This is a genomic window from Streptomyces sp. NPDC002156 (assembly GCF_053593675.1).
This window is the reverse complement of sequence record NZ_JBSFDA010000002.1, coordinates 13,412-36,780: the sequence shown is the minus strand read 5'-3', so window position 1 is coordinate 36,780 and position 23,369 is coordinate 13,412. Positions and strand designations below refer to the sequence as shown.

15 protein-coding genes are annotated in these 23,369 nt (G+C 70.5%); 4 read left to right on the top strand and 11 right to left on the bottom strand.

The genetic code is table 11. The features are described from left to right. Positions 1–320: 320 nt before the first annotated feature. Together ACWCRB_RS01595 and proS are read right to left on the bottom strand one after the other, a co-directional pair. Positions 321–923 (bottom strand): hypothetical protein, encoded by a 603-nt coding sequence (locus tag ACWCRB_RS01595; protein WP_105973762.1) that lies wholly within the window; start codon positions 921–923, stop codon positions 321–323. Positions 924–1,174: 251 nt separating this feature from the next. Then, entirely contained in the window at positions 1,175–2,590 is a 1,416-nt protein-coding gene (gene proS, locus ACWCRB_RS01590; protein ID WP_450994081.1) for a proline--tRNA ligase, read from the bottom strand. 198 nt (positions 2,591–2,788) lie between these two features. On the opposite strand from proS, the gene ACWCRB_RS01585 reads away from it, so the two are divergent. After that, positions 2,789–3,637 carry an SAM-dependent methyltransferase gene (locus ACWCRB_RS01585; RefSeq protein WP_450994080.1) on the top strand — a complete coding sequence of 283 codons (849 nt, stop codon included), beginning with the start codon at positions 2,789–2,791 and terminating at the stop codon, positions 3,635–3,637. Between the two features lie 6 nt (positions 3,638–3,643). Here ACWCRB_RS01585 and ftsH read toward each other — a convergent pair whose 3' ends face one another. The 6 genes from ftsH to nsdA all read right to left on the bottom strand — a co-directional run bounded on the left by ftsH (position 3,644) and on the right by nsdA (position 13,334). After that, a complete protein-coding gene (gene ftsH, locus ACWCRB_RS01580) occupies positions 3,644–5,581 on the bottom strand; it encodes an ATP-dependent zinc metalloprotease FtsH (RefSeq protein ID WP_450994079.1) in 1,938 nt (645 codons plus the stop codon). 116 nt (positions 5,582–5,697) lie between these two features. Then, a complete protein-coding gene (gene ffh / locus ACWCRB_RS01575) occupies positions 5,698–7,257 on the bottom strand; it encodes a signal recognition particle protein (RefSeq protein WP_369035498.1) in 1,560 nt (519 codons plus the stop codon). A 119-nt stretch (positions 7,258–7,376) separates the two neighbouring features. Further along, positions 7,377–9,836 (bottom strand): [protein-PII] uridylyltransferase, encoded by a 2,460-nt coding sequence (locus ACWCRB_RS01570; protein ID WP_450994078.1) that lies wholly within the window; start codon positions 9,834–9,836, stop codon positions 7,377–7,379. A gap of 27 nt (positions 9,837–9,863) precedes the next feature. After that, positions 9,864–10,202, bottom strand: a complete 339-nt coding sequence (locus ACWCRB_RS01565; RefSeq protein ID WP_235474567.1) for a P-II family nitrogen regulator — start codon at positions 10,200–10,202, stop codon at positions 9,864–9,866. Continuing rightward, positions 10,199–11,539 carry an ammonium transporter gene (locus ACWCRB_RS01560; RefSeq protein WP_450994077.1) on the bottom strand — a complete coding sequence of 447 codons (1,341 nt, stop codon included), beginning with the start codon at positions 11,537–11,539 and terminating at the stop codon, positions 10,199–10,201. Before ACWCRB_RS01560 ends, ACWCRB_RS01565 begins: the two co-directional genes overlap by 4 nt. Positions 11,540–11,849: 310 nt before the next feature. Continuing rightward, on the bottom strand, positions 11,850–13,334 hold the full coding sequence (gene nsdA, locus ACWCRB_RS01555; protein ID WP_369035506.1) for a transcriptional repressor NsdA: 1,485 nt from the start codon (positions 13,332–13,334) through the stop codon (positions 11,850–11,852). Positions 13,335–13,791: 457 nt separating this feature from the next. Between nsdA and ACWCRB_RS01550 the strand changes: the two genes are divergently transcribed. Beyond that, a complete protein-coding gene (locus tag ACWCRB_RS01550; RefSeq protein ID WP_450994076.1) occupies positions 13,792–14,454 on the top strand; it encodes a bifunctional DNA primase/polymerase in 663 nt (220 codons plus the stop codon). 115 nt (positions 14,455–14,569) lie between these two features. Here the strand turns inward: ACWCRB_RS01550 and ftsY are convergent, their stop codons facing one another. Continuing rightward, the gene (gene ftsY, locus ACWCRB_RS01545; protein WP_450994075.1) at positions 14,570–15,772 is read right to left on the bottom strand and encodes a signal recognition particle-docking protein FtsY; all 1,203 of its coding nucleotides are present in this window, start codon (positions 15,770–15,772) and stop codon (positions 14,570–14,572) included. Positions 15,773–16,067: 295 nt separating this feature from the next. On the opposite strand from ftsY, the gene ACWCRB_RS01540 reads away from it, so the two are divergent. Then, positions 16,068–17,039 carry an LLM class flavin-dependent oxidoreductase gene (locus tag ACWCRB_RS01540; RefSeq protein ID WP_450994074.1) on the top strand — a complete coding sequence of 324 codons (972 nt, stop codon included), beginning with the start codon at positions 16,068–16,070 and terminating at the stop codon, positions 17,037–17,039. A gap of 53 nt (positions 17,040–17,092) precedes the next feature. After that, positions 17,093–17,470 carry a hypothetical protein gene (locus ACWCRB_RS01535; RefSeq protein ID WP_450994073.1) on the top strand — a complete coding sequence of 126 codons (378 nt, stop codon included), beginning with the start codon at positions 17,093–17,095 and terminating at the stop codon, positions 17,468–17,470. A 135-nt stretch (positions 17,471–17,605) separates the two neighbouring features. On the opposite strand, the gene ACWCRB_RS01530 is transcribed toward ACWCRB_RS01535, so the two are convergent. Continuing rightward, positions 17,606–19,024 (bottom strand): sugar porter family MFS transporter, encoded by a 1,419-nt coding sequence (locus ACWCRB_RS01530; protein ID WP_450994072.1) that lies wholly within the window; start codon positions 19,022–19,024, stop codon positions 17,606–17,608. Between the two features lie 178 nt (positions 19,025–19,202). Next, complete coding sequence (locus ACWCRB_RS01525) at positions 19,203–23,330, bottom strand: AAA family ATPase (RefSeq protein ID WP_450994071.1); 4,128 nt, start codon at positions 23,328–23,330, stop codon at positions 19,203–19,205. Between the last annotated feature and the right edge of the window lie 39 nt (positions 23,331–23,369).

The window sequence follows — 23,369 nt, the reverse complement described above, 5'->3', positions numbered from 1 at the left end:
AGGCGAGAGGGTTCCTGTGCGGCTGTCGAGTACAGCTGGCCATTCTGCCACACCCTGCGGATTGCTTGAACCGGAGGGTGCGCGCGCCCATGCCTGAGAGGCACCCGGCGCCGACCTGCCGTCCGGGTGCGTCGCGCAGCCCGGCGCTCACGGGGTGCCGCTCTCTGTGGGATGGGTGCCGCCCCAGCGGCACCCATCCCACAGCTACGCGTGCGCGGCTGCCGACAGGCGGGCGGTCACGGCACCCCGCCGAACATCTCCCCACGTGTTCCTCCGGCACCCACGAGATGCCGGGTTCGATCACGCGACGGGGCGGAGCCTCACGCGGCGCCCGCGCCCACGATCTCGGGGATTCTGAACGGCTTGCCGCAGCCGCCGCACACGATCGGCGCCTGCGCCAGCACCGACGGGACGACGCGCACGTTGCGACCGCAGTCGCAGACGGCCTTCACGCGCACCCCGCCCCCGGAGGAGCCGTGGCGCGCGGCAGGGCCGCGGAACGCGCGGGTCGTGTCGGCGGACGTGGCCACCGTGTGCGCCTTCAGGGCGCGCTGCAGCCGCTCCATGGTGGGGCGGTAACGCCGCTTCGCCTCGGGGTTGAGCGTGACCAGCGAGAAGCCGCTGCTGGGATGCGGTTCCTCGGGGTGGTCCAGGCCCAGCTCCTCGGCGATCGCGAGGAATCTGCGGTTGTGGTAGCGGCCGGCCCGGGAGGTGTCGCGTACTCCGCGGGCGGCGGCGATGCCATGGACTGCCTCATGAAGCAGTCGCTCGAAGGAGAGCGCGTGTCCGCAGGCGGACGACGACTCTCCGATCAGGGACTCGGGCGCGGCAAGATCGGGCAGCTCGGGGTGGTACCGCTGAATGTCGGCCCACGCCTGCGCCAGTTCTGCGGCGAGAACAGGTGGTGTCTGTGTCGTGCTCACGTAATGACAACGAGCCTGGGTGCCGCTGTGTTCCGATTCCGGGCCATCCCAAATAATTTGCACGTACCCGTCAGTTGCCGCTGATGCGTCCGGACGAGGGCGGGTGCGCTGATCTGCGGAGAAGCCTCACAGCTCATACCAAGCCGGTGCGTAGCCCCACGTACGACCCGGCGCGTAGACGCTGTCCGCACGCCGGGGCACCTGTGGTCGTCCGGTGCGCAAGAGGCCTTTCGGTCGCTCTCGTCGGTACTTCAGTAAGCGCGCGCGACGATGGCGACGTTACCCGGTGCGTCGTCGGCGTCCGGCACCGACCCGTCCGCGGCGACCAGACACCGTACGGTCACCGCGTGCTCACCCAGCCTCGCCTCGCCCTTCTCGCCGAGCACCGCCCAGGGGATGCGCGCCCAGCCGCCGGCGGTCGCCACCTCCACGGCCTCCTCGAACGTCGACACGTCCGACGTACGCGCCTCCCGGCGCTCGCGCGACTGGGCCAGCAGCAGCGCCTGGTCCTCTTCGAGGACAGTGGGCAGCAGTCGTACGAGTGTGTCGAGGGCCACCGGGTCCTTGCCGCCCGGGATCCGGCGGACGAGCATCGCCGTGCCGTTCTCCAGGTCACGGGGGCCGACCTCGATACGGACGGGCACGCCCTTCAGCTCCCAGTCGACGGCGCGGCGGCCGAAGGGCACGTCAGTGCGGTCGTCGACATGGACGCGTACGCCCGCCGCCTTCAGCCGGTCGCCGAGTTCGCGGACCTTGGCCAGAACCGCCTCGTCGCCCTTGATCGCGAGGACCACGGCCTGGATCGCGGCGAGACGCGGCGGGACCCGCAGGCCGTTGTCGTCGCCGTGGGCCATCACCAGGGCGCCGATCATGCGGGTCGTCGACCCCCAGGACGTCTGCCAGACGAGTTCCTGCCTGCCTTCCTTCGACAGGTAGCTGGTGTTGAACGCCTTGGCGAAGTTCTGGCCCAGCTCATGACTGGTGGCCATCTGGAGGGCCTTGCCGTCGCCCATCATGCCTTCGAGCGTGAGCGTGTTGATCGCGCCCGCGAAGCGCTCCTTGACCGTCTTGCGGCCGGGAACCGTGTCCATCGCCAGGACGTTCACCATGAAGTCCTCGTAGACGTTGCGGTGGATGTGCGCGGCGAAGGCGCGGGCGTCCTCGTGGGTGGCGTGCGCGGTGTGGCCCTCCTGCCACAGGAACTCCGTCGTCCGGAGGAAGAGCCGGGGGCGCAGTTCCCAACGCACCACGTTCGCCCACTGGTTGATCAGCAGGGGCAGGTCGCGGTAGCTCTGTACCCACTTCGAGAAGTAGTCGTTGATGATCATCTCGGAGGTGGGGCGGACCACCGCGGGCTCTTCGAGGTCCTTGCCGCCGGCGTGCGTGACCACGGCCAGCTCCGGCGCGAAACCCTCGACGTGCTCGGCCTCCTTGGCGAAGTACGACTGCGGGATCAGCAGCGGGAAGTACGCGTTCTGCGTACCCGTCTCCTTGATCCGCGCGTCCATCTCGGCCTGCATCCGCTCCCACAGCCCGTAGCCGTACGGCCGGATGACCATGGTGCCCCGCACTGGACCGTTGTCGGCCAACTCCGCCTTGCCGACCAGATCCTGGTACCAGCGGGGGAAGTCAATTGCCTGCGGCGTGAGTACGGGTGCCTTTGCCATGACGCGATGCTACGGGCCCACGTTGCCGGCATGTGAATTCTTTTCGTGAGCACAGCCGGCGCACAACCTCGGCCCCACAACCCCTGGACGACGGGTCGGGAGCGCAGTTTCCTGGCATACGGGGGAAGTGCGGGCGCACTGAACGGGGGCCACCACATCGGGAACAGCGACAACTCTCGGCGGATTGGGGCGCTTTCGATGACACCTACGCTCGTGCGGCAGCACCTGCCTCACGCGGGTCCGACGACCCGCGTGGACCTGTGCGCACGCGCGCGTGACTGGTCGGAGATCCAGGAGCGGATGCTCGTACCGCTCTACGAGACCGTCTACGAACGGCTGGAAGTGGGCACCGGCACCCGGCTGCTCGGCCTCGGCTGTGGCTCGGGCCTGGCCCTGTTGATGGCCGCCGCGAGAGGCGCAGCCGTCACCGGTGTCGAGGCCTTGTCACCCGAACGGCTGGCCCTCGCGCGGGAGCGTTTACTGCCCGAATCGTCAGGCACGCGCGCGCGTGGCGGCACCCGGCTCGTGGCGCGCCTCCCCAGGGAGGTGGGCTCTCCCGCGTACACCCTGGTGACCGCGTTCGAGCCGATCGGCTGTCTCGCGGGCGACTCCGACGGACTCGCCGAGACCCTCGCGGCGGTTGTGCCGCCGGTCGAACGGGGCACGCCCGTGGTGCTGGCGGGCTGGGGTCCGCCGGAGCGCTGTGCCACGTCGGCCGTGCTGCGGGTGGCGACCCGGCTCGCGGATCCGCTGCGCGTCACGGGCAGTTGGCGCCCCGCACTCCGCGACGACCTGGAGGAGGTCGCCCAGCGGGCGGGCCTGCGCCCGGACGGCTCCGGACGGGTCGCGTGCCCGTTCGGGTACGCCGACATCGGCAGCGCGGTACGAGGGCTGCTGTCGACGGGGCTGTTCGACGCGGCGATCACGGCGACCGGCCAGGAGCAGGTCGACAAGGAGCTGGCGGAGGCGCTGCATCCGCATCAACGGCGGGACGGGACGATCTGGATGCCGAACGTCTTCCGGTACCTCATCGCCCTGACGGTGTGAGCCGGCTCAGCCGTCCTTGCCCAGGCGCGCGATCCCGGCGACCCGGTACGCGTCCGCCTCCTCCAACGTCTCGTTCTCCAGCAGGGCCGTGGCGAGCGCGTCCAGTTGGGCCCGGTGGTCGCGGAGCTTGCCGCAGGCCTCGTCGTAGCACTCGTCGACGATGCGCCGCATCTCGTGCTCGATCACGTCCAGGGTCTGCGGAGCCGCCGAGAGGCCGTACGCCTGCTGGGCGTCGTTCGGGAGCGCCGAGAGCCGGCCGACCCGCTCGCTCATACCCCAGCGCGCGACCATGCCACGCACGATGTTGGTCACCTGTTCGAGGTCGTTCTCCGCGCCCGTGGTGACGACCCCGAAGACCACCTGTTCCGCGGCCATACCGCCCAGCGCGCCGATGATCCGACCGCGCAGATACTCCTCCGTGTAGGCGTATCTGTCGGCGTCGGGCGTGGAGAGCGTGACACCGAGCGCCCGCCCCCTGGGCACGATGGTGATCTTGCGGACGGGGTCGGCGCCCGGCTGGAGCATGCCCAGCAGGGCGTGGCCGCTCTCGTGATAGGCCGTGCGCCGACGCTCCTCGGCCGGCATGACCAGGGGGCGTTCGGCGCCCAGCTGCACCTTCTCCAGCGCCTCCGACAGGTCGGTCTGCGTGACCAGTTCCTGCTGGCGCTTGACCGCGAGCAGCGCGGCCTCGTTGGCGAGGTTGGCCAGTTCGGCGCCGGTCATCCCCGGTGTCGTACGGGCGACCTGGGCCAGGTCCACGTCCGGGGCCAGCGGGATCTGCCGGGTGTGGATCTCCAGGATCGCCTCACGGCCGCCCCGGTCCGGGGGCGAGACGCTGACGACCCGGTCGAAGCGGCCCGGACGGGTCAGGGCGGGGTCCAGGACATCGGCGCGGTTGGTGGCGGCGAGGACGATCACGCCCTCGGAACCGGAGAAGCCGTCCATCTCGGTGAGGATCTGGTTCAGGGTCTGCTCGCGCTCGTCGTGACCGCCCATGCCGGCGCCGCTGCCGCGGACCCGCCCGATGGTGTCGATCTCGTCGATGAAGATGATGGACGGCGCGACCTTGCGGGCCTCGGCGAACAGCTCACGCACCCGCGAGGCGCCCACGCCCACGATCATCTCGATGAACTCCGACGCGGAGGCCGAGAAGAAGGGCACCCCCGCCTCCCCGGCGACCGCGCGCGCGAGCAGCGTCTTGCCGGTGCCGGGCCGCCCGGCCAGCAGCACCCCGCGCGGCATCTTGGCGCCCATACGGCGGTAGGCGTCCGGGTTCTTCAGGAAGTCGACGACGTCGTTCAGCTCGCCCTCGACCTCGTCGATGCCCGCCACGTCCGCGAACGTCGTGCGCTCGGCGCCCGGCTGCAGTTCGACCGGTTTGGGCGGCGCCTTGCGCCCCAGCATGCCGCCCCCGCCGCCGAGCCCCGTGCTCATCCGCCGCGCGATGAAGACCCACAGGACGATGAGAAGCAGCATCGGAGCGAGCGAGATCAACAGGTTGAACAGAAAGCTGCGCTGCTTGACGACCGGTTCCGCCGTGACGGTGACGTTGTTCTCGGTGAGGTCCTCCCAGAGCTGGTCGTCCGCGAACTCCGGGCGCTGGGTCTTGAACTTGGTGTACTTGCCGTCGCCCTCGGGGTTGTCCTGGGCCTTCTTCAGCTGGCCCTGGATCGCGTCGCCCTTGGAGTAGATCTTGCTGACGTTGCCGGAGTCGACCTGCTTGCTGAACGCGGTGTACGAGATCGTCGGCTCGTCACCCTCGTTGAAGAGGGACAGCGCGAGGTAGGCGACGAGGAAGACGAACAGGGCGGCGAAGACCAGGTTCCACCAGCCGCCTCGCATCCGCCGCCCACCGGGTGACGGCTTCGGCGGCTCCTCGTCCGGAGTGCCCTCGGAACGCCACGGCTGGTCGGGGGCCTTGCGCGGCGGCACAGGGTTGCTCATATGCGGACGTTACGACACACCCCGGGCGCGGGCACGCGCAGAAAGCGCGAGGGCGCCCCTCCGGCGAGGGGCGCCCTGAACGACGTACGAGCGCCGCGAATCAGCACATGAACTGCTCAGCCCATGAACTTCTTGAACTCGTCCGGCAGCTCGAAGTCCTGGCCGGCCTGCTGGCCCGGCAGACCGAACGCGCCGCCCGGAGCGCCCTGGGGGCCTGCGGCCCTGCGCGCGGCCTCCTCCTGCTCCTGCTGCTTGCGCTTCATCGGGTTGCCGGAGCGCTGCTTGCCCTTGGCCTGCTTGGGCTGCTTCTTCGACCGGCCGGGGCCGCCACCCATGCCCGGCATCCCGGGCATCCCCGGCATGCCGCCGCCCTGGGCCATGCGGGACATCATCTTGCGGGCCTCGAAGAACCGCTCGACCAGGCCCTTGACCGCGCTGACCTCGACACCGGAACCCTTGGCGATACGGGCGCGGCGCGAGCCGTTGATGATCGTCGCATCCTGGCGCTCGGCCGGGGTCATCGACTTGATGATGGCCGCCGTACGGTCCACATCGCGCTCGTCGAGGTTGTTGATCTGGTCCTTGATCTGCCCCATGCCGGGCAGCATGCCGAGCAGCTTGGAGATGCTGCCCATCTTCCTGACCTGCTCCATCTGGGCCAGGAAGTCGTCCAGGGTGAAGTCCTGGCCCTTCTTGGACGCCAGCTTGGAGGCCATGGCCTCCGCTTCTTCCTGGCTGAACGTCTTCTCCGCCTGCTCGATCAGGGTGAGGAGGTCACCCATGTCGAGGATGCGGGAAGCCATCCGGTCAGGGTGGAACGCGTCGAAGTCGTCGAGCTTCTCGCCGTTCGACGCGAACATGATCGGCTTGCCGGTCACCGAGGCGATGGAGAGCGCGGCACCACCACGGGCGTCACCGTCGAGCTTCGACAGGACGACGCCGTCGAACCCGACACCGTCCCGGAAGGCCTCGGCCGTGTTGACGGCGTCCTGACCGATCATGGCGTCGACGACGAAGAGGATCTCGTCCGGCGAGACCGCGTCCCTGATGTCCGCGGCCTGCTGCATCAGCTCGGCGTCGATACCGAGGCGGCCTGCGGTGTCCACGATCACGATGTCGTGGACCTTGGTCTTCGCGAACTCCATGGAGTCCTTGGCGACCTTGACCGGGTCCCCGACCCCGTTGCCCGGCTCGGGCGCGTAGACCGCGACCCCGGCCCGCTCGGCGACGACGCTGAGCTGGTTGACGGCGTTGGGACGCTGGAGGTCGGCGGCGACGAGGAGGGGCGAGTGCCCCTGGTCCTTGAGCCACTTGCCGAGCTTGCCCGCGAGGGTGGTCTTACCGGCACCCTGGAGACCGGCCAGCATGATGACGGTGGGCGGGTTCTTGGCGAAGCGGAGACGGCGGGTCTCGCCGCCGAGGATCGTCACCAGCTCTTCGTTGACGATCTTGAGGACCTGCTGGGCAGGATTCAGGGCCTTGGAGACATCGCTGCCGAGCGCCCTCTCCTTGACGTTCTTGATGAACGTCCGCACGACCGGCAGGGCCACGTCCGCTTCGAGGAGCGCGATACGAATCTCGCGGGCCGTGGCGTCGATGTCCGCCTCGGAAAGCCGGCCCTTGCCCCGGAGCGTTTTGAAGGTGGCTTGGAGGCGATCGGAGAGAGTATCGAACACGGCGGCGTCGGTCCTCGGAGTCGGGGGCAGAGTGGGCTGTTCTCCAGGGTATCCGGCCCTGCAAGCAATTCGTCCCCGCCTGCTGATTCAGCAGGCGGGGACCGGAATCCGCGGGGCGGTCACCCCCGCAGCATCTCCTCCAGCTTCCGCGCCACCAACGACGCCTCGTCCCCCGGCAGCGGCGCGCCCTTGCCGTTGGTCACATAGAACGCGTCCACGGCATTCGACCCCAGCGTGCTGACATGCATGCTCCGCACCCGCACCCCCGCATCATCCAGCGCCCGTCCGATCCGGTGCAGCAGCCCCGGAGCATCCTGGGCGCGGACCTCGATCACCGTGGCCAGACGTGAAGCGGTCGGATGGACGGTGACCCGGGCCGGCGGGGCCACCACGCCCCGGCGGCGCGGGTACGCCGCGTCGCGTTCGGCCAGCCGCCCAGCGATGTCCAGGGAGCCGTCCAGGGCCCGTACGAGGTCGGCGCGCAGGCGGGCCGCCTGGGGCAGGGAGCCGTATTCGGCGGCCACCCGCCAGTCGAGGAGCAGGACCGCGCCCTCGACCCCGTCGGGGAGGTCCAGTGCGCGCAGTTCCGCCGTGCGGACGGTCAGGCGGTGCATGGCGAGGACGCCGGCCACGGCGGGCAGGACGCCCGGCTGGTCGGGTACGGCGATCAGCAGTTCCACGCCCAGCGGCTCGGGCTCCCCGGAGGGCTCCGCCTCGGCCGATGCCTCCGCCGGGGGCTCCGTCTGGGCGCGCAGCGACAGGACCGGTCCCCCGGTCGCGATCGCCTCGATGGCGAGCCGTTCCTGTTCGGCGGTGGGCGCGGCGGCCTCGGGTTCCTCGGCGGCGTCCCCGGAGAGCACGGCGGCGACGCGTTTCACCAGGTCGGCGACGAGTGAGCCGCGCCAGGTCGACCAGGCGGCCGGGCCCGTCGCGAGCGCGTCGGACTCGGTGAGCGCGTGGAGCAGTTCCAGGGTGCTCTGCGAGCCGACCGCCTCGGCGACCGAGCGCACGGTGGCCGGGTCCTCCAGGTCACGCCGGGTGGCGGTGTCGATGAGGAGGAGGTGGTGACGTACGAGAGTCGCCAGCACCGCCACGTCCGCGCGGTCGAAGCCGATGCGGGCGGCCACGTCCTTGGCGATGATCTCGCCCGCGACGGAGTGGTCGCCGGGCCAGCCCTTGCCGATGTCGTGGAGCAGCGCGGAGACGAGAAGGAGGTCGGGGCGGCTGACCCGGCGGGTGAACTCGGAGGCCCTGACCGCTGTTTCGATGAGGTGGCGGTCGACCGTCCAGATGTGGACGGCGTTGCGCTGCGGGCGGCAGCGGACCCGCTCCCAGTCGGGGAGGAGATGGGTGATCAGGCCCTCGGCCTCCAGCGCCTCCCAGACCTCGATGGTCGGGCGGCCGGAGCCCAGCAGCGTGACCAGTTGTTCGCGGGCCTCCGCAGGCCACGGGGTGGGCAGCGGGCGGGCCGCCACGGCCATCCGGCGGACCGCGTGCAGGGAGAGCGGGAGGCCCGCCTGGGCGGCTGCGGCGGCGGCGCGGAGCGGGAGTACGGGGTCGCGGTCGGGGCGGGCGGCGCGGGCGAGCACCACCTCGCCGTCCTGTTCGACGACGCCCTCGGCCAAGGGTGAACGTTCCGCCACCGGCTTGCCGCCGCCCAGCATGGCGCGCAGGCGCGGGCGTACGGCGCGCGATCGCAGCACGCGCCCTACCTCGCGCCAGGTGACGTCGCTGGCGTACGACACGACGCGTGCGGCCTCGTACACCTGCCGCAGGAGGGTGTCGGCGTCGAGGAGGCCGAGTTCGGCGGCCACCTGGTCCTGCTCCTGGAGGGCGAGGCGGTCGGTGGCGCGGCCGGTCGTGAGGTGGAGGGCGTCACGGACGTCCAGGAGGCGGCGGCGGGCGTCGGTGAGGCCCTCGCGCGGGGCGTCGGCGAGCCAGGAGGCCGCGACGGCGCGCAGGGCGGTGGCATCGCGGAGGCCGCCGCGGGCCTCCTTGAGGTCGGGTTCGAGGAGGTACTGCAGCTCGCCCTGGCGTTCGGCGCGCTCGGCGCAGAGTTCCTGGAGTTCGGGGAGGCGTTTGGGGGCCTGGTTGCGCCAGTCGGCGAGGACAGCCGTGCGCAGGCCGGCCGTGAGGCCGAGGTCGCCGGCCAGGTGGCGGGCGTCGAGCAGGCCCAGCTGCACCTTGAGGTCCTCGCCCGAGACCTTGCGGGCCTCGGACTGGGTCCGTACGGAGTGGTCGAGCGCGAGGCCCAGGTCCCAGACGGGGTACCAGAGCCGGTCGGCGAGGGCGGCGACCCCGGCGGAGTCGCTGCCGTCGTGCAGGAGGAGCAGGTCGAGGTCGCTGCGTGGGGAGAGTTCACCTCTGCCGTAGCCGCCGACCGCGACCAGGGAGACTCCGCGCAGTCCCTCGGCGCCCGCGGCGAACAGGCCGGTCAGCCATTCGTCCGTCAGTTCGGCGAGGGCCGCACGGCGCGGCGGCCCGGACCGCACCCCCTCGGTGAGGAGGCGCAGCCGGGCCGCCGCATAGCCGCTGGGTCCCGAGTCCTCTGCATCCTTACGCACGTTCGTACTCGTCACCCAGCGACTCCTGTTCTTTTTCCTGCCTCAGAGCGCGTCCGGGCCGCGCTCGCCGGTCCGGACCCGGACGGCCGTGTCGACCGGGAGGGACCAGACCTTGCCGTCACCGATCTTGCCGGTCCGGGCCGCCTTGACGATGACGTCGATCAGGCCCTCGGCGTCGTCGTCCTCGGCGAGGACCTCGATACGGATCTTGGGAACGAGGTCGACCGTGTACTCGGCGCCGCGGTAGACCTCGGTGTGGCCCCGCTGACGACCGTAGCCGCTCGCCTCGGTGACCGTCAGACCGTGGACCCCGAAGGCCTGGAGGGCCTCCTTGATCTCGTCGAGGCGGTGGGGCTTCACAACGGCGGTGATGAGCTTCATGCGTCCACCTTCTTGCTCTCGCCACCGACGGCCGTCGTGACGGACGTACGGGCCGAGCCACCCCCGGCGCCGCTGAAGTCGTATGCGGTCTCGGCGTGCTCGGCCTGGTCGATGCCGGCGACCTCGTCGTCCTCGGAGACGCGCATACCGATCGTCTTGTCGAGGAGGAAGGCGAGGATCGCGGAGACGACCAGGGAGTAGCCGAGGACGGCGAAGACGCCCGCGCACTGCTTCCAGAACTGGTCGAGGCCGCCGCCGTAGAAGAGGCCCTGGACCTCGGACTGGCCCTTGCCGCTGGCGAAGAAGCCGATCAGCAGGGAGCCGACGACACCGCCGACGAGGTGGACACCGACGACGTCGAGCGAGTCGTCGTAACCGAGCTTGTACTTGAGGCCGACGGCCATGGCGCACAGCAGACCGGCGATGGCGCCGACGGCGATCGCGCCGAGCGGGGAGACCGCACCGCCCGAGGGGGTGATGGCGACCAGACCCGCGACCGCGCCGGAGGCGGCGCCCAGCGTGGTGAACGCGCCGTGGCGGATCTTCTCGTAGATGAGCCAGGCGAGCATGGCGGCGGCGGTGGCGACCTGCGTGTTGACGAACATCAGCGAGCCGACGCCGTCGTCGTTGCCCAGCCACGAGCCGGCGTTGAAGCCGAACCAGCCGAACCAGAGGAGACCGGCGCCGAGCATGACCAGCGGGAGGCTGTGCGGGCGCATCGGGTCCTTCTTGAAGCCGACGCGCTTGCCGATGACCAGGATCACGCCGAGCGCCGCGGCACCCGCGTTGATGTGGACCGCCGTACCACCGGCGAAGTCGATGACGCCCAGCTCGAAGGCCCAGCCGCCCGCGCCCCATACCCAGTGGGCGACGGGGAAGTACACGACCGTGGCCCAGAGGGCGACGAACAGCGCCCATGCCGTGAACTTGACGCGGTCCGCGAGGGCGCCGCTGATCAGGGCGGGGGTGATGATCGCGAACATCATCTGGAAGACCATGAAGGCCAGGATCGGGATGGTGTAGCCGTCCCACAGATCGGCGGTGCCGATGTCACTGAGACCGACCCAGCCCGAGGTCCAGCCGATGAAGCCGCCCTTGTCGGTGCCGAAGGCGAGCGAGAAGCCGTAGAGCACCCAGAGGATCGTGACGATCCCGATGCTGATAAAGCTCATCATCAACATGTTCAGAGTGCTCTTGACCCGAACCATGCCGCCGTAGAAGAAGGCGAGACCGGGGGTCATGAGCAACACCAGGGCTGAACAGATCAGCATGAACCCGGTGTTTGCGGCAGACAGCGTGGGAGCGTCTGCGGCTAGCGTGATGGCGGCTGATGCCATCGGCGTCTCCTCGTCATTGGTACGGCCCCGTGCGGGCGAAGCCTGAGCGGATTGAGGGGTGGGCCGGTTATGCGCCAGAGATTGGCGCAGCGCCGTTTCGGTCGACGCCCCTCGATGTTTCGCCGCAGTGACGAAGGTGCCTTGTGTGTTACGGATCGATGAACTGCCAGATGTCGGACGCGCCGATCGTTATCGTGGCGCAACCTTCGCCCCGAGCGGTGGTCCGACCGCGGCGGGCCTTCCGATGACCTGGCGGGGGAGCCGAGTCGGGCTGTTCGGGAGGGCCTGCCGCGGCCGGGGTTCCGGGGGTTCAGACCGCTTCGGCGGTCTCTGGCAGATCGATGGCGAGCTGGTCGGTGAGGTCGACGACCTCGGTGAGATCGCCGAAGTCGCGTACGGCCGTGTCGACGGTTTTTCGAATACGAGTGTTGACCCGCTCCGAGCGCACCTTCTTGGCGATTCCCATGGCCTCGGCGGCCAGCACGGTGGCCTGTTCCGGCTCCCGCTGGAGGAGGTGGACGGTGGCCATTCCGATCAGGTTCAGTGCGTACGACCGCTGGTGATCGGTGTCCTTCGCGAACAGGTCGACGGCGTTCCGCATGAGGGGTTCGGCGAGGGAGGCGTAGGTGGGGCTGCGGCCTGCGACATAGGCCAGGTCGCGGAAGGAGTGGGAGTTCTCGCCGTACAGCTCGGCCCGGGAGAAGAAGCGGATCCAGTCGGGATCGGGCTCGTCCCAATCGTGTACGTCCGCGAACGTGTCCTCGGCCATCCGCACGGCCCGCTTGCACTTTCCGGGCTGTCCCATATTGGCGTATGCGCGTGCCTCCATCGCATACAGCATGGCCTGGGTGCGGGGGCTCGCGCAGTCACGGCTGCCGTACTGCGCGAGATGGATCAGTTCGAGGGCGTCGTCCGGCCGACCGAGGTGGATCATCTGGCGGCTCATGGACGACAGGATGTACGAGCCCAGGGGCTTGTCCCCAGCCTCCTTGGCCGCGTGCAGGGCCAGCACGAAGTACTTCTGGGCGGTCGGCTGGAGTCCCACGTCGTACGACATCCAGCCGGCGAGTTCGGCCAGTTCGGCGGCGACCTTGAACAGCTTGCGGGTGGTGGCCTCGGGCTGGGGTTCCTGGAGGAGGTCGGTGACCTCGTGCAGCTGCCCGACCACGGCCTTGCGGCGCAGGCCGCCGCCGCACTGGGCGTCCCACTGCCGGAACATCGCGGTGGTGGACTCCAGCAGTTCCAGCTCGGGCTGGGAGAGCCGGCCGGCCCGGCGCGCGGCGGACGGGTGCTCGGGCTCCTCGGGCGGGGCGGGGGGCACGGGGACGAGCCAGCGCTGCATGGGCTCGATCAGGGTCGGTCCGGCGGAGAGGGCGAGGGCGGTGCCGAGGAAGCCGCGCCGGGCCAGCATCAGGTCGCTGCGGGAGAACTCGCTGAGCAGGGCCACGGTCTGCGGGCCCGTCCAGGGCAGGTCGACGCCGGACGCGGACGGTGACTGGCGGGCGGCGCGCAGCCCCAGGTCCTCGACGGAGACGACACAGCCGAAGCGCTCGGAGAACAGCTCGGACAGGATCCGCGGGATCGGCTCGCGCGGGTTCTCCCCGTCGAGCCAGCGCCGGACCCGCGAGGTGTCCGTGGAGATGTGGTTGGCGCCCAACTGGCGGGCCCGTCGGTTCACTTGGCGCGCCAGCTCGCCCTTGGACCAGCCGCTGCGCACGAACCATGAGCCGAGCAGCTCGTTCGGGCGCTTGTCGGCGCTAGCCGGTGTCGTCGCGCTTCCGCCGTTGCCGCCCACTGGAACGCCCCCATCCCTGAGACCACTTGTCGCCGAGTGCGCCAAGCCCTATCAGAATGCCGGTAAATAGGCTTCGCGTCCGGCGGTTCTCACCCTTCGAACGGGAAGCCGACTTGCCTCCGGCATACCCACAAGCGCATGTGCCCCCAGGCCTCGTGCACTCAAAGTAATCCTACGATCACGGCTCCAGCCATGGGGATCCAGGAAACGCCACCATTCGCCACCCCTTCGAATGAACTACCGGGTGGCTGCACAGGATTCACTTGACAGAGGACAGCCGGAAGTGGGCGGAGGGATGCACGCGAGGGCGCACGCCGCCGAGCGCACTACCCGCGGTACTTCCGGGCGCCGACTGAAACAGGTGATGGCGGGCAGGGCTGTCGGGCAGTCGGAAACACAGGGTTACGTTCCACGTGCATCTCGTAACCACCGGTGCGTCGGACCCGTTGGAGGGGGCATGGGCTTCACGATCGGCAGCAGCCGGGGTATCCGCGAGATCCGGCCAGGCACGCGCCGCCGCGGCCGGTCGTCGGAGTGCACCGCCGTGGCCGAGTACACCGGCCTCTGGGGCTGGGACGTGGTGGCCGGCGCCCGCGCGGCGGGCGGCGCCTGCTCCTGCGGCCTGCCGGACTGCCCCACGCCGGGCGCCCACCCGCTGAGCTTCGCGCCCCGGGTGGCGGCCGGCGCCACGCTCGACGAGGTCACGGACACGTGGGGCCAGTTCCCCGGCGCCTCGGTGATGCTCCCGGTGGGCCGCGCCTTCGACGTGATCGAGGTCGCCGAACCGGCCGGCCGCCATGCCCTGGTCCGCCTGGAGCGCATGGGCATCCCCCTCGGCCCGGTCACGGCCACCCCGCAGGGCCGCGCCCAGTTCTTCGTCGCCCCCGGCGCCGCCGCGGAACTGCCCCAGCTCCTCTACCGCATGGGCTGGGACGACGCGACCCTCGACCTGCACGGCCTGGGCGCCGGTACGTATCTGACGGCGCCCCCGTCCGACCGGGGCGGCCTCGGCCCGGTCACCTGGCTGCGCCCGCCGACCCTGGACACGGCGACAAAGCCTCCGGCGGCGAGGCTGCTGCTGGGGACGCTTGCCTATGTGGCGCACCGGTCGCGGGCGTAGCACCGGACCTCGCCGAAACGAGAGGCCCACCGCATCTGCACCATGCGGCGGGCCTCTTCTTACTGAAGCACCTACTACTTGAGTACCTGGGAAATCCCCCAGGCCCTCCGGCCGTTCAGTCGCCGATAAGGGCGTCAACAAACGCCTCCGGCTCGAACGGAGCCAGGTCGTCGGCCCCCTCGCCGAGCCCGATCAGCTTCACCGGCACACCCAGCTCGCGCTGTACGGCGATGACGATGCCGCCCTTGGCGGTGCCGTCGAGCTTGGTGAGCACGATGCCGGTGATGTCGACGACCTCGGCGAAGACACGGGCCTGGACGAGCCCGTTCTGTCCGGTCGTGGCGTCGAGCACGAGCAGCACCTCGTCCAGCGGGGCGTGCTTCTCGACGACGCGCTTGACCTTGCCCAGCTCGTCCATGAGCCCGGTCTTGGTGTGGAGCCGCCCGGCGGTGTCGATGAGGACGACATCGGCGCCGGCCTCGATCCCTTCCTTGACGGCGTCGAAGGCGATGGAAGCAGGGTCACCCCCTTCAGGACCACGCACCGTACGGGCTCCCACCCGGTCGCCCCAGGTCTGGAGCTGATCGGCGGCGGCGGCCCGGAAGGTGTCGGCGGCGCCGAGGACGACGTTCTTCCCGTCGGCGACGAGCACGCGCGCGAGCTTGCCGGTGGTGGTGGTCTTGCCGGTGCCGTTGACGCCGACGACCATCACGATGCCCGGGGTGTCCAGGGGCGAGTCGGTGTTCACGGCCCGGTCGAACCCGGGTTCGAGAATCTTGAGCAGTTCCTCGCGCAACAGCCCGCGCAACTCTTCAGGCGTCCGCGTACCGAGCACCCTCACCCGCTCACGCAGCCGCTCGACCAGCTCCTGGGTGGGCTGGACGCCGACGTCGGCGGTGAGGAGGGTGTCCTCGATCTCCTCCCAGGTGTCGTCGTCGAGGTGCTCGCGGGCGAGGAGCGTGAGCAGCCCCTTGCCGAGCGCGTTCTGCGACCGGGAGAGCCGGGCGCGCAGCCGGACCAGCCGGCCGGCAGTGGGCTCCGGCACCTCGATCTCGGGAGCGGAGGGAGGCTCCTCGACGGCGACGGACGTGCCGTCCCCCGCCTCGGGAAGATCCACCTCCTCTATCGTGCGGCGCGGTTCGTCGCGCGGCGTCTCGGCCTCGTCGCCGACGTGCGGCTCGGCCGGAGGGGCGGTGAGGTCGGGTGTCGTGGGGGGCGCCGGGGGCAGCGGCTTCTTCCTGCGGCTGCCGACGACGAGCCCACCGAGCACACCGAGCACGATCACGGCGATGACTACAGCGAGGATGATGGTTTCCATAGCCGGTCCAGTATGCGTGACCTCCCGCTCGGACGTTCGTTGTCCGTGCGGGGCCACGCGCCCCACCGGACCGGGCTGGTCCGCCGTCCGACTTCGCGTCGGCCGGGAAGCCCCCCAGGGGCGGAGTCACAGCGGCACCAGTATGCGGAAGCCGCCGGGTACGCCAAGCAGCGTCCCCAGGGTGTGTCACGACCCATCCGGTGGGCCGTGACACACCCTTCCCGCCCACCCCTGGCCACCTGACGACCCGTCAGCTACCGTCCCCTCCACACCGCCGACGAAGGGGATCGGTCCCATGCCCGTCACCGTCGTACGTTTCAACCTGGTCGCCCCGGACGCCACCCCCGCCGACCTCCGCGCCCGCTACCAGGCCGCGATCGAGATGGCCGCGTACGCCGACGCCCACGGAATCACCACCGTCCAGACCGAGGAGCACCACGGCGTCGCCAACAACTGGCTGCCGTCGCCGTTCGCCTTCGCGGGGGCGGTGTTCGGGGCGACGCGGCGGATCGCGGTGACCGTGTCGGCGGTGATCGGCCCGTTGCACGACCCCCTGAGGCTCGCCGAGGACATCGCCGTACTCGACCTCCTGAGCGGCGGCCGGCTGGTCACGGTCGCCGGGATCGGATACCGGCCCGAGGAGTACGCCCATTTCGGCGCCGACTGGAAGCAGCGCGGCAAGCTCCAGGACGAGCTGCTGGAGACCCTCCTGAAGGCCTGGACCGGCGAGGAGTTCGAGTACCGCGGCCGTACGGTACGGGTCACTCCGCGCCCGTGCACCGACCCGCACCCGCTCCTCCTGGTGGGCGGCTCGTCGAAGGCGGCGGCGAGACGGGCCGCCCGCCTCGGCCTCCCCCTCTTCCCCAGCGCACACCTGCCCGAGCTGGAGGCCTACTACAAGGAGCGGCTCGTCGAGTACGGCACCGACGGCTGGACGATGATGCCGGCCGCCGAGACCCCTCTCCTCCACATCACCGAGGACCCGGACCGCACCTGGGCCGAGCACGGCCACCACTTCCTGCACGAGGCCCGGACGTACGCCTCCTGGCAGTCCGGCGACATCCGCTCCGCGGTGAAGTCGGCGGCCACGACGGTCGAGGAACTCCGTGCCGAGGGCGTCTACCGGATGCTGACGCCGGAGGAGTGCGTGGCCCAGGGCCTGGACAACTACGTACTGCATCCGCTGTCGGGCGGAATGCCGGTGGAGGAGGGCTGGCGGAGCCTGCGGTTGTTCGGGGAGCGGGTGGTTCCGGCGCTGGGCGGCTGACCTGCCGCGAAACCCGGTGGTCCGGTCGGGTCCGGCAGTGGTTCCCTGCGGTCATGAGCCTGTTGGTGGACGTGTTCGTCCGCGAGCCGAACGGAAAGCTGCGGTTACTCGAAGTGCCGGCCGACGTATACCAGTCGGGCGGCTTCGAGTCATGGCGTACGACGGTGTGGGGATCAGAGTCGGTACGCGCGCTGGGCGCCCGCCTCCTGCCCCGGCTGGCCGACGCCGACCTCTATGTCGAGGCCGAGGAGGTGCCGGCCCTGCTGCGTGAGGTCGCCCTGTTGCGCACCCACCTGGACGCGATCGCCGCCGGCACGGAGCGGCCCCGGACCCTGGCGGAACACCGCGCGGGCATCGAGGACCGGCTGCGGATCATCGAGGAGAGCGCCCACAAGGCCCTGGAGATCGGCGGCGGCGTCCTCATCTGGTGAAACCTGGTGATGTACGAAGACCGCCGCTCCCGGCTCGGGCAGTGGCCGAGCCGGGAGCGGCGGAGGTACGGGGAGCAGGGCAGCGGGGACTTGGCCCTCCTCCCCGAGTCATACGGGGTACCGGGGTACCGGGTATCAGCCCATCTCCTCCAGCGTCTTGCCCTTCGTCTCCTTGACGAACCGGAGCACGAACGGGATCGAGAGCGCGGCGAAGATCGTGTAGATCACGTAGGTCGCGGAGAGGTTCCAGTCGGCCAGTGACGGGAAGCTCGCGGTGATGGCCCAGTTGGCGATCCACTGTGCGGCGGCGGCCACGCCCAGTGCGGCGGCGCGGATCTTGTTCGGGAACATCTCGCCGAGGAAGACCCAGACGACGACACCCCAGGAGAGGGCGAAGAAGAGGACGAAGATGTGAGCGGCGACCAGGGCGATCCAGCCCTGGGTGGCGGGCAGCTTGCCGTCGACGAGGTCGAAGGAGAAGGCCCAGGCCTCCAGGGCGAGCCCGACGACCATGCCGACGGAACCGATGAGCGCGAGCGGCCGACGGCCGATCCGGTCGACGAAGATCATGGCGATGACGGTGCCGACGATGTTGATGATCGACGTGGTGAAGGAGTAGAAGAACGACTCCGTCGGGTCGACGCCGACCGACTGCCACAGCGTCGAGGAGTAGTAGAACGCCACGTTGATACCGACGAACTGCTGGAACACCGAGAGCCCGATGCCGATCCAGACGATCGGCTTGAAGAAGAAGGTGCCGCCGAGCAGGTCCCGGAAGGTGGACTTGTGCTCGCTCTTCATGGCGTGCTCGATCTCGGCGACCCGGGCGTCCATGTCGATGCCGTCGCCCTCGACCTCGCGCAGCACCTCACGGGCGCGCTCGTCACGGCCGACGGAGATCAGGAAGCGCGGCGACTCGGGGATCGCGAAAGACAGCAGCCCGTACAGCACCGCCGGTACGACCATCACACCGAGCATGACCTGCCAGGCCTCGACGCCCAGCAGCGTGCCGCGCTGGTCACCGCCGGCCGCGTTCAGGATGCCCCAGTTGACCAGCTGCGAGATGGCGATGCCGACGACGATCGCGGCCTGCTGGAAGGAGCCGAGCCGGCCCCGGTACGCGGCCGGGGCGACCTCGGCGATGTAGGCGGGGCCGATGACGGAGGCCATGCCGATGGCGAAGCCGCCGATGATCCGCCAGAAGGCGAGGTCGTACAGGGAGAAGGGCAGCGCGGAGCCGACGGCACTGATCGTGAACAGCACGGCGGAGATCTGCATGCAGCGGATACGGCCGATGCGGTCGGCCATGCGTCCGGCGGTGGCGGCACCGATGGCACAGCCGATCAGCGCGATGGCGATGACCTGCGCCAAGGCCGCGGAGCCGATGTCGTAGCGGTCCCGGATGGCCTCGACCGCGCCGTTGATCACGGCACTGTCGTAGCCGAAGAGGAATCCGCCCATCGCGGCCGCCGCCGCGATGAAGATGACGTGCCCGAGGTGCTCGGGGTGAGCCGTCACGGCTCCTGACTTGAGTGCCTGCTCAGCGCTGGTCACGTACAGCTCCCAGGTAGGTGGTACCTGAATGTAAAAACGACGTTGCCGAGACTATTCCTTCAAGTTTCTAAGTCAAGAGGGCCACGGGTGTGAGAAAAGAGGCACCCGTGACCGGACTGTGTTTAAGTCTTGAAGTGTTGTAGAGGAGAGGGACGCGGGGCGGAGGAGGGGCGGCGGACTAGCGGAGCCGCTGTGAAATCACCTTCGACACGCCGTCGCCCTGCATGGAGACGCCGTACAGCGCGTCGGCGACCTCCATCGTCCGCTTCTGGTGCGTGATCACGATGAGCTGCGAGGCCTCCTGCAGCTCCTGCATGATGCGGATGAGCCGCTGGAGGTTGGTGTCGTCGAGGGCCGCCTCGACTTCGTCCATGACGTAGAAGGGGCTCGGCCGAGCCTTGAAGATCGACACCAGCAACGCTACGGCGGTGAGTGAGCGCTCGCCACCGGAGAGCAACGAGAGCCGCTTGACCTTCTTGCCAGGGGGCCGGGCCTCCACATCCACACCGGTGGTGAGCATGTTGTCGGGGTCGGTCAGGATCAACCGCCCCTCACCGCCGGGGAACAGCCGGCTGAAGACACCCTCGAACTGCACGGCCGTGTCCCGGTACGCCTCGGTGAAGACCTGCTCGACGCGCTCGTCGACCTCCTTCACAACCTGAAGCAGATCGGCGCGCGTCTTCTTCAGATCCTCGAGCTGCTCACTCAGGAACTTGTGGCGTTCCTCCAGCGCCGCGAACTCCTCCAGGGCGAGCGGATTGACCTTGCCGAGCTGCTGGTAGGCCCGCTCGGCCGCCTTGAGGCGCTTCTCCTGCTCGGCCCGGTGGAACTGCTTCGGCTGGTTGCGCGGGTGCTCCGGGTCCTCGGGCAGCTCCTCGCCCTCGGCGGGGGGCGAGGGCGGCACCAGCTGATGCGGGCCGTACTCGTCGACGAGCCCCTCGGGCTCCACGCCCAGCTCCTCCAGCGCCTTGGTCTCCAGCTGCTCGATCCTCATGCGCTTCTCGGCGCCGAGCACCTCACCCCGGTGCACGGAGTCCGTCAGCTTGTCCAGTTCGGCCTTGAGATCGCGCCCCTGACCGCGAGCGGCGGCCAGTTCCTGCTCCCGCCGCGCCTTGGCGGCATCGGCGGCGACCCGCTCGGCCTCGGCCCGCCCGAGCGACACCTCGACGTGCAGGAGCAGTTGCCGGGCCCCGGAGGCGACGGCTTCGGCGACGGCCGCCTCGTGTCTGAGCCGCGCCCGCCGCTGCTCGGCACGCGCGCGTGCCTCGCGTTCGGCACGGGCGGCCCGGTCGAGCGAGTCGGCCCGTCCGGCCAGCCCCTTCACCCGCTCCTCGTGCGTACGGACCTGGAGCCGGGCCTCCATCTCGGTCTGCCGCGCGTTGGCACCATCGGCGGCGAGCCGATCCCGTACCCCCGTGTCGGGCTCCTCCTCGACGGGCATCTCCTCGACGACGGCCAACCGCTCCGCAAGCTCCTCGGCATCCTGTACGGCCCTGTCGAGCGCCTCCTGCGCCCGCGCCGCAGCCGCGGTGGACCTCTCGGCCTCTCCGGCGGCGCCCCTGGCCTGTCCGGCGAGCCGCCCGAGCTGCTGGGCGACGGCCGACTTCTCCCGGTCGGCGGCCCTGCGCCGCTCCCCGATCTCCTCGACGAACGCGGCACACTCCTTGCGCCGCTCCACGGCGAGCTGCTGCGCCCCGGCCAACTCCTCGCACCGCACGGCCAGTTCATCGAGCTGCGCGGCGGCTTCATCGACGGAGGCCTGCACCTCCAGCAGGCTCGGCGCCCCGGCGGACCCACCGTGCGCGAAGTGAGCGCCCAGCAGATCCCCTTCGGCGGTCACGGCGGTCGACTCCGGCCGCGCGTACACCAGTTCCTCGGCATCTTCGAGCGTCTCCACAACGACGATCCCACGCAGCAACCGCCGTACGGCGGGCATGAGTTCGAGGGGGCCCCGGACGAGATCGGCGGCGAGGAGAGGCGCTCCGCGCCCGCTGCTCTGGGCCACGTCACGATCACCGGAGGCGGTTCCACTGCCCGGAGCGGCGCCCGCACCCGACCGGCCCTCGGCGTCGGCCGCCTGTCCAGCACGGATTCCGGCGTCCTCGACCGAACCGCCGACGCCGGCACCGCGTACACCCCCGAAAGCCGAGCCGTCCTGCGCGGGGACCACCACGTGCTGTCGCGCGCCAAGGCCACCGCCGGACTCGTCGCCCGCAGGGTCGAGCCGGGCACTCGACTGCCCTCCGTGGGTATCCGCAACGCCCGCCAAGTCACTTGGACCTGCACCCGGCTCCCCCGCCACGCGCGGTGCCGCCTCCGGCAAACCGCCCGCAGAACCCGAGCCATTCCCCGACCGCCCACCGGCATCCCCAGAAGCCGCCGAGCCACCCGCACCCACACCATCCGCAGGACTCACCGAGCCACGGACACCCGTCTCCGGCGAACCGCCCCCAGAACCCGAGCCGCCACCCGGCCCCTCACCAGCCCCCGGACCGCCCCCCACAGCACCCACCGAGCCAAGCGCACCCGGACCCGGCTCCCCCGCCGAACCCCCGGACCGCCGCGGCCCACCGCCCTCCAGCTCAGGCGCCCCCGCCAACAGCAGCGAAGCGCGCCCCCCGTCCTGCTTGCGCAGGAGGCGGATCGCGGCTGCTGCCGCGGCCGGGGTCGACACCGCGATGGCGTCCGCCGCCGCGCCGAAGGCGGCGGCCACGGCGACCTCGTGGCCCGGGGTGACCGTCAGGAGTTCGGCCGCCGGGCCGAGCAGGCCCGTGAGGCGGTCCTGGGCGGCCAGGAGCGCGCCCGTGCCGTCCTTGCGGCGCAGGCCGAGAGCGAGGGCCTCATGGCGGGCCTGGGTGGCGGCGCGCCGACGTTCCGCTGCCGTGGCCGCCTCGCGGGCCGCCGTGAGGGCCGCTTCCGCGTCGGCCAGGGTTGCCTTCGCCGTGGTGTGCTGTTCCGCCAGGTCCGCGTCGCCCGCGTCTAGGCCGTCGACCTCGGCCTTCAGGATCTCGTACTCCTCCTGGGCGGCGACCGCACGTGCCTGGGCCTCGTCGCGGGCGGCGGCGAGGCGGTCGATCTCGGCCTGGGCGCTGGCCGCACGTGAACGGGCCGCGTTGACCTGGCCGTTCAGCCGGGCCAGGCCCTCGCGGCGGTCGGCGATCGCGCGGGCCACGTCCTTCAGGCGCCGTTCCTCGACCGCGAGTTCGCGTTCCAGTTCGGCGCGGTGCGCGACCGTGTCCTCCAGCGCGTGTTCGGCGGCCTCCAGGGCCGCTTCCAGCTCGGCCTCCTGCTCCCGGATGCGCGCGGCCTCGCGCTCCATGTCCTCGGGCTCACGGCCACGCCGTTCCTCGTCGGGGGCGGAGGTGGCGCTCTTCACGCGCGCGTCGGCCAACGAGACGGTGCCGCGTACACGTTCGGCGAGCTGGGACAGCTCGTACCAGGTCTGCTGTGCGCGCTGGAGGCGCGGGGTGAGCTGCCGTACCTCGTCCTCCAGCAGCGCCTCGCTCTGGAGCGCCTTCTTCAGCTCGGCCTCCGCCGCCTCCTTGCGTTCCTTGAGCGCGGCCTCGTCCGCGACCTCCGTCCGGAGCGCCGCCCGCAGCCGTACGAGGTCGTCGGCGAGGAGCCGGAGCCGGGAGTCGCGCAGGTCCGCCTGGATGACCGCGGCCCTGCGCGCCACCGCCGCCTGCCGCCCCAGCGGCTTCAGCTGGCGCCGCAGTTCGTCGGTGAGGTCCTGGACACGGGCGAGGTTCGCCTGCATCGCGTCCAGCTTGCGCAGCGCCTTCTCCTTGCGCTTGCGGTGCTTCAGTACGCCGGCCGCCTCCTCGATGAAGGCGCGGCGGCCCATCGGATCGGCGTGCAGTACGGAGTCCAGCTGGCCCTGGCCGACGATGACGTGCATCTCGCGTCCGATGCCGGAGTCGGACAGCAGTTCCTGGATGTCGAGGAGCCGGCAGGTGTCGCCGTTGATCTGGTACTCGCTGCCGCCGTTGCGGAACATGATCCGCGTGATGGTGACCTCGGCGTACTCGATGGGCAGCGCGCCGTCGGAGTTGTCGATCGTCAACGACACCTCGGCGCGGCCCAGCGGCGGACGGCCGGTCGTGCCGGCGAAGATGACGTCCTCCATCTTGCCGCCGCGCAGCGACTTGGCGCCCTGTTCGCCCATGACCCAGCTGAGCGCGTCCACGACGTTGGACTTGCCAGAACCGTTGGGCCCCACGACACACGTGATGCCCGGCTCGAACCGGAGCGTGGTCGCCGAGGCGAACGACTTGAACCCTCGGAGGGTCAGGGCCTTGAGGTGCACGCCGCTGGACTCTACCTTCCGCCGTTATGTCACACACTG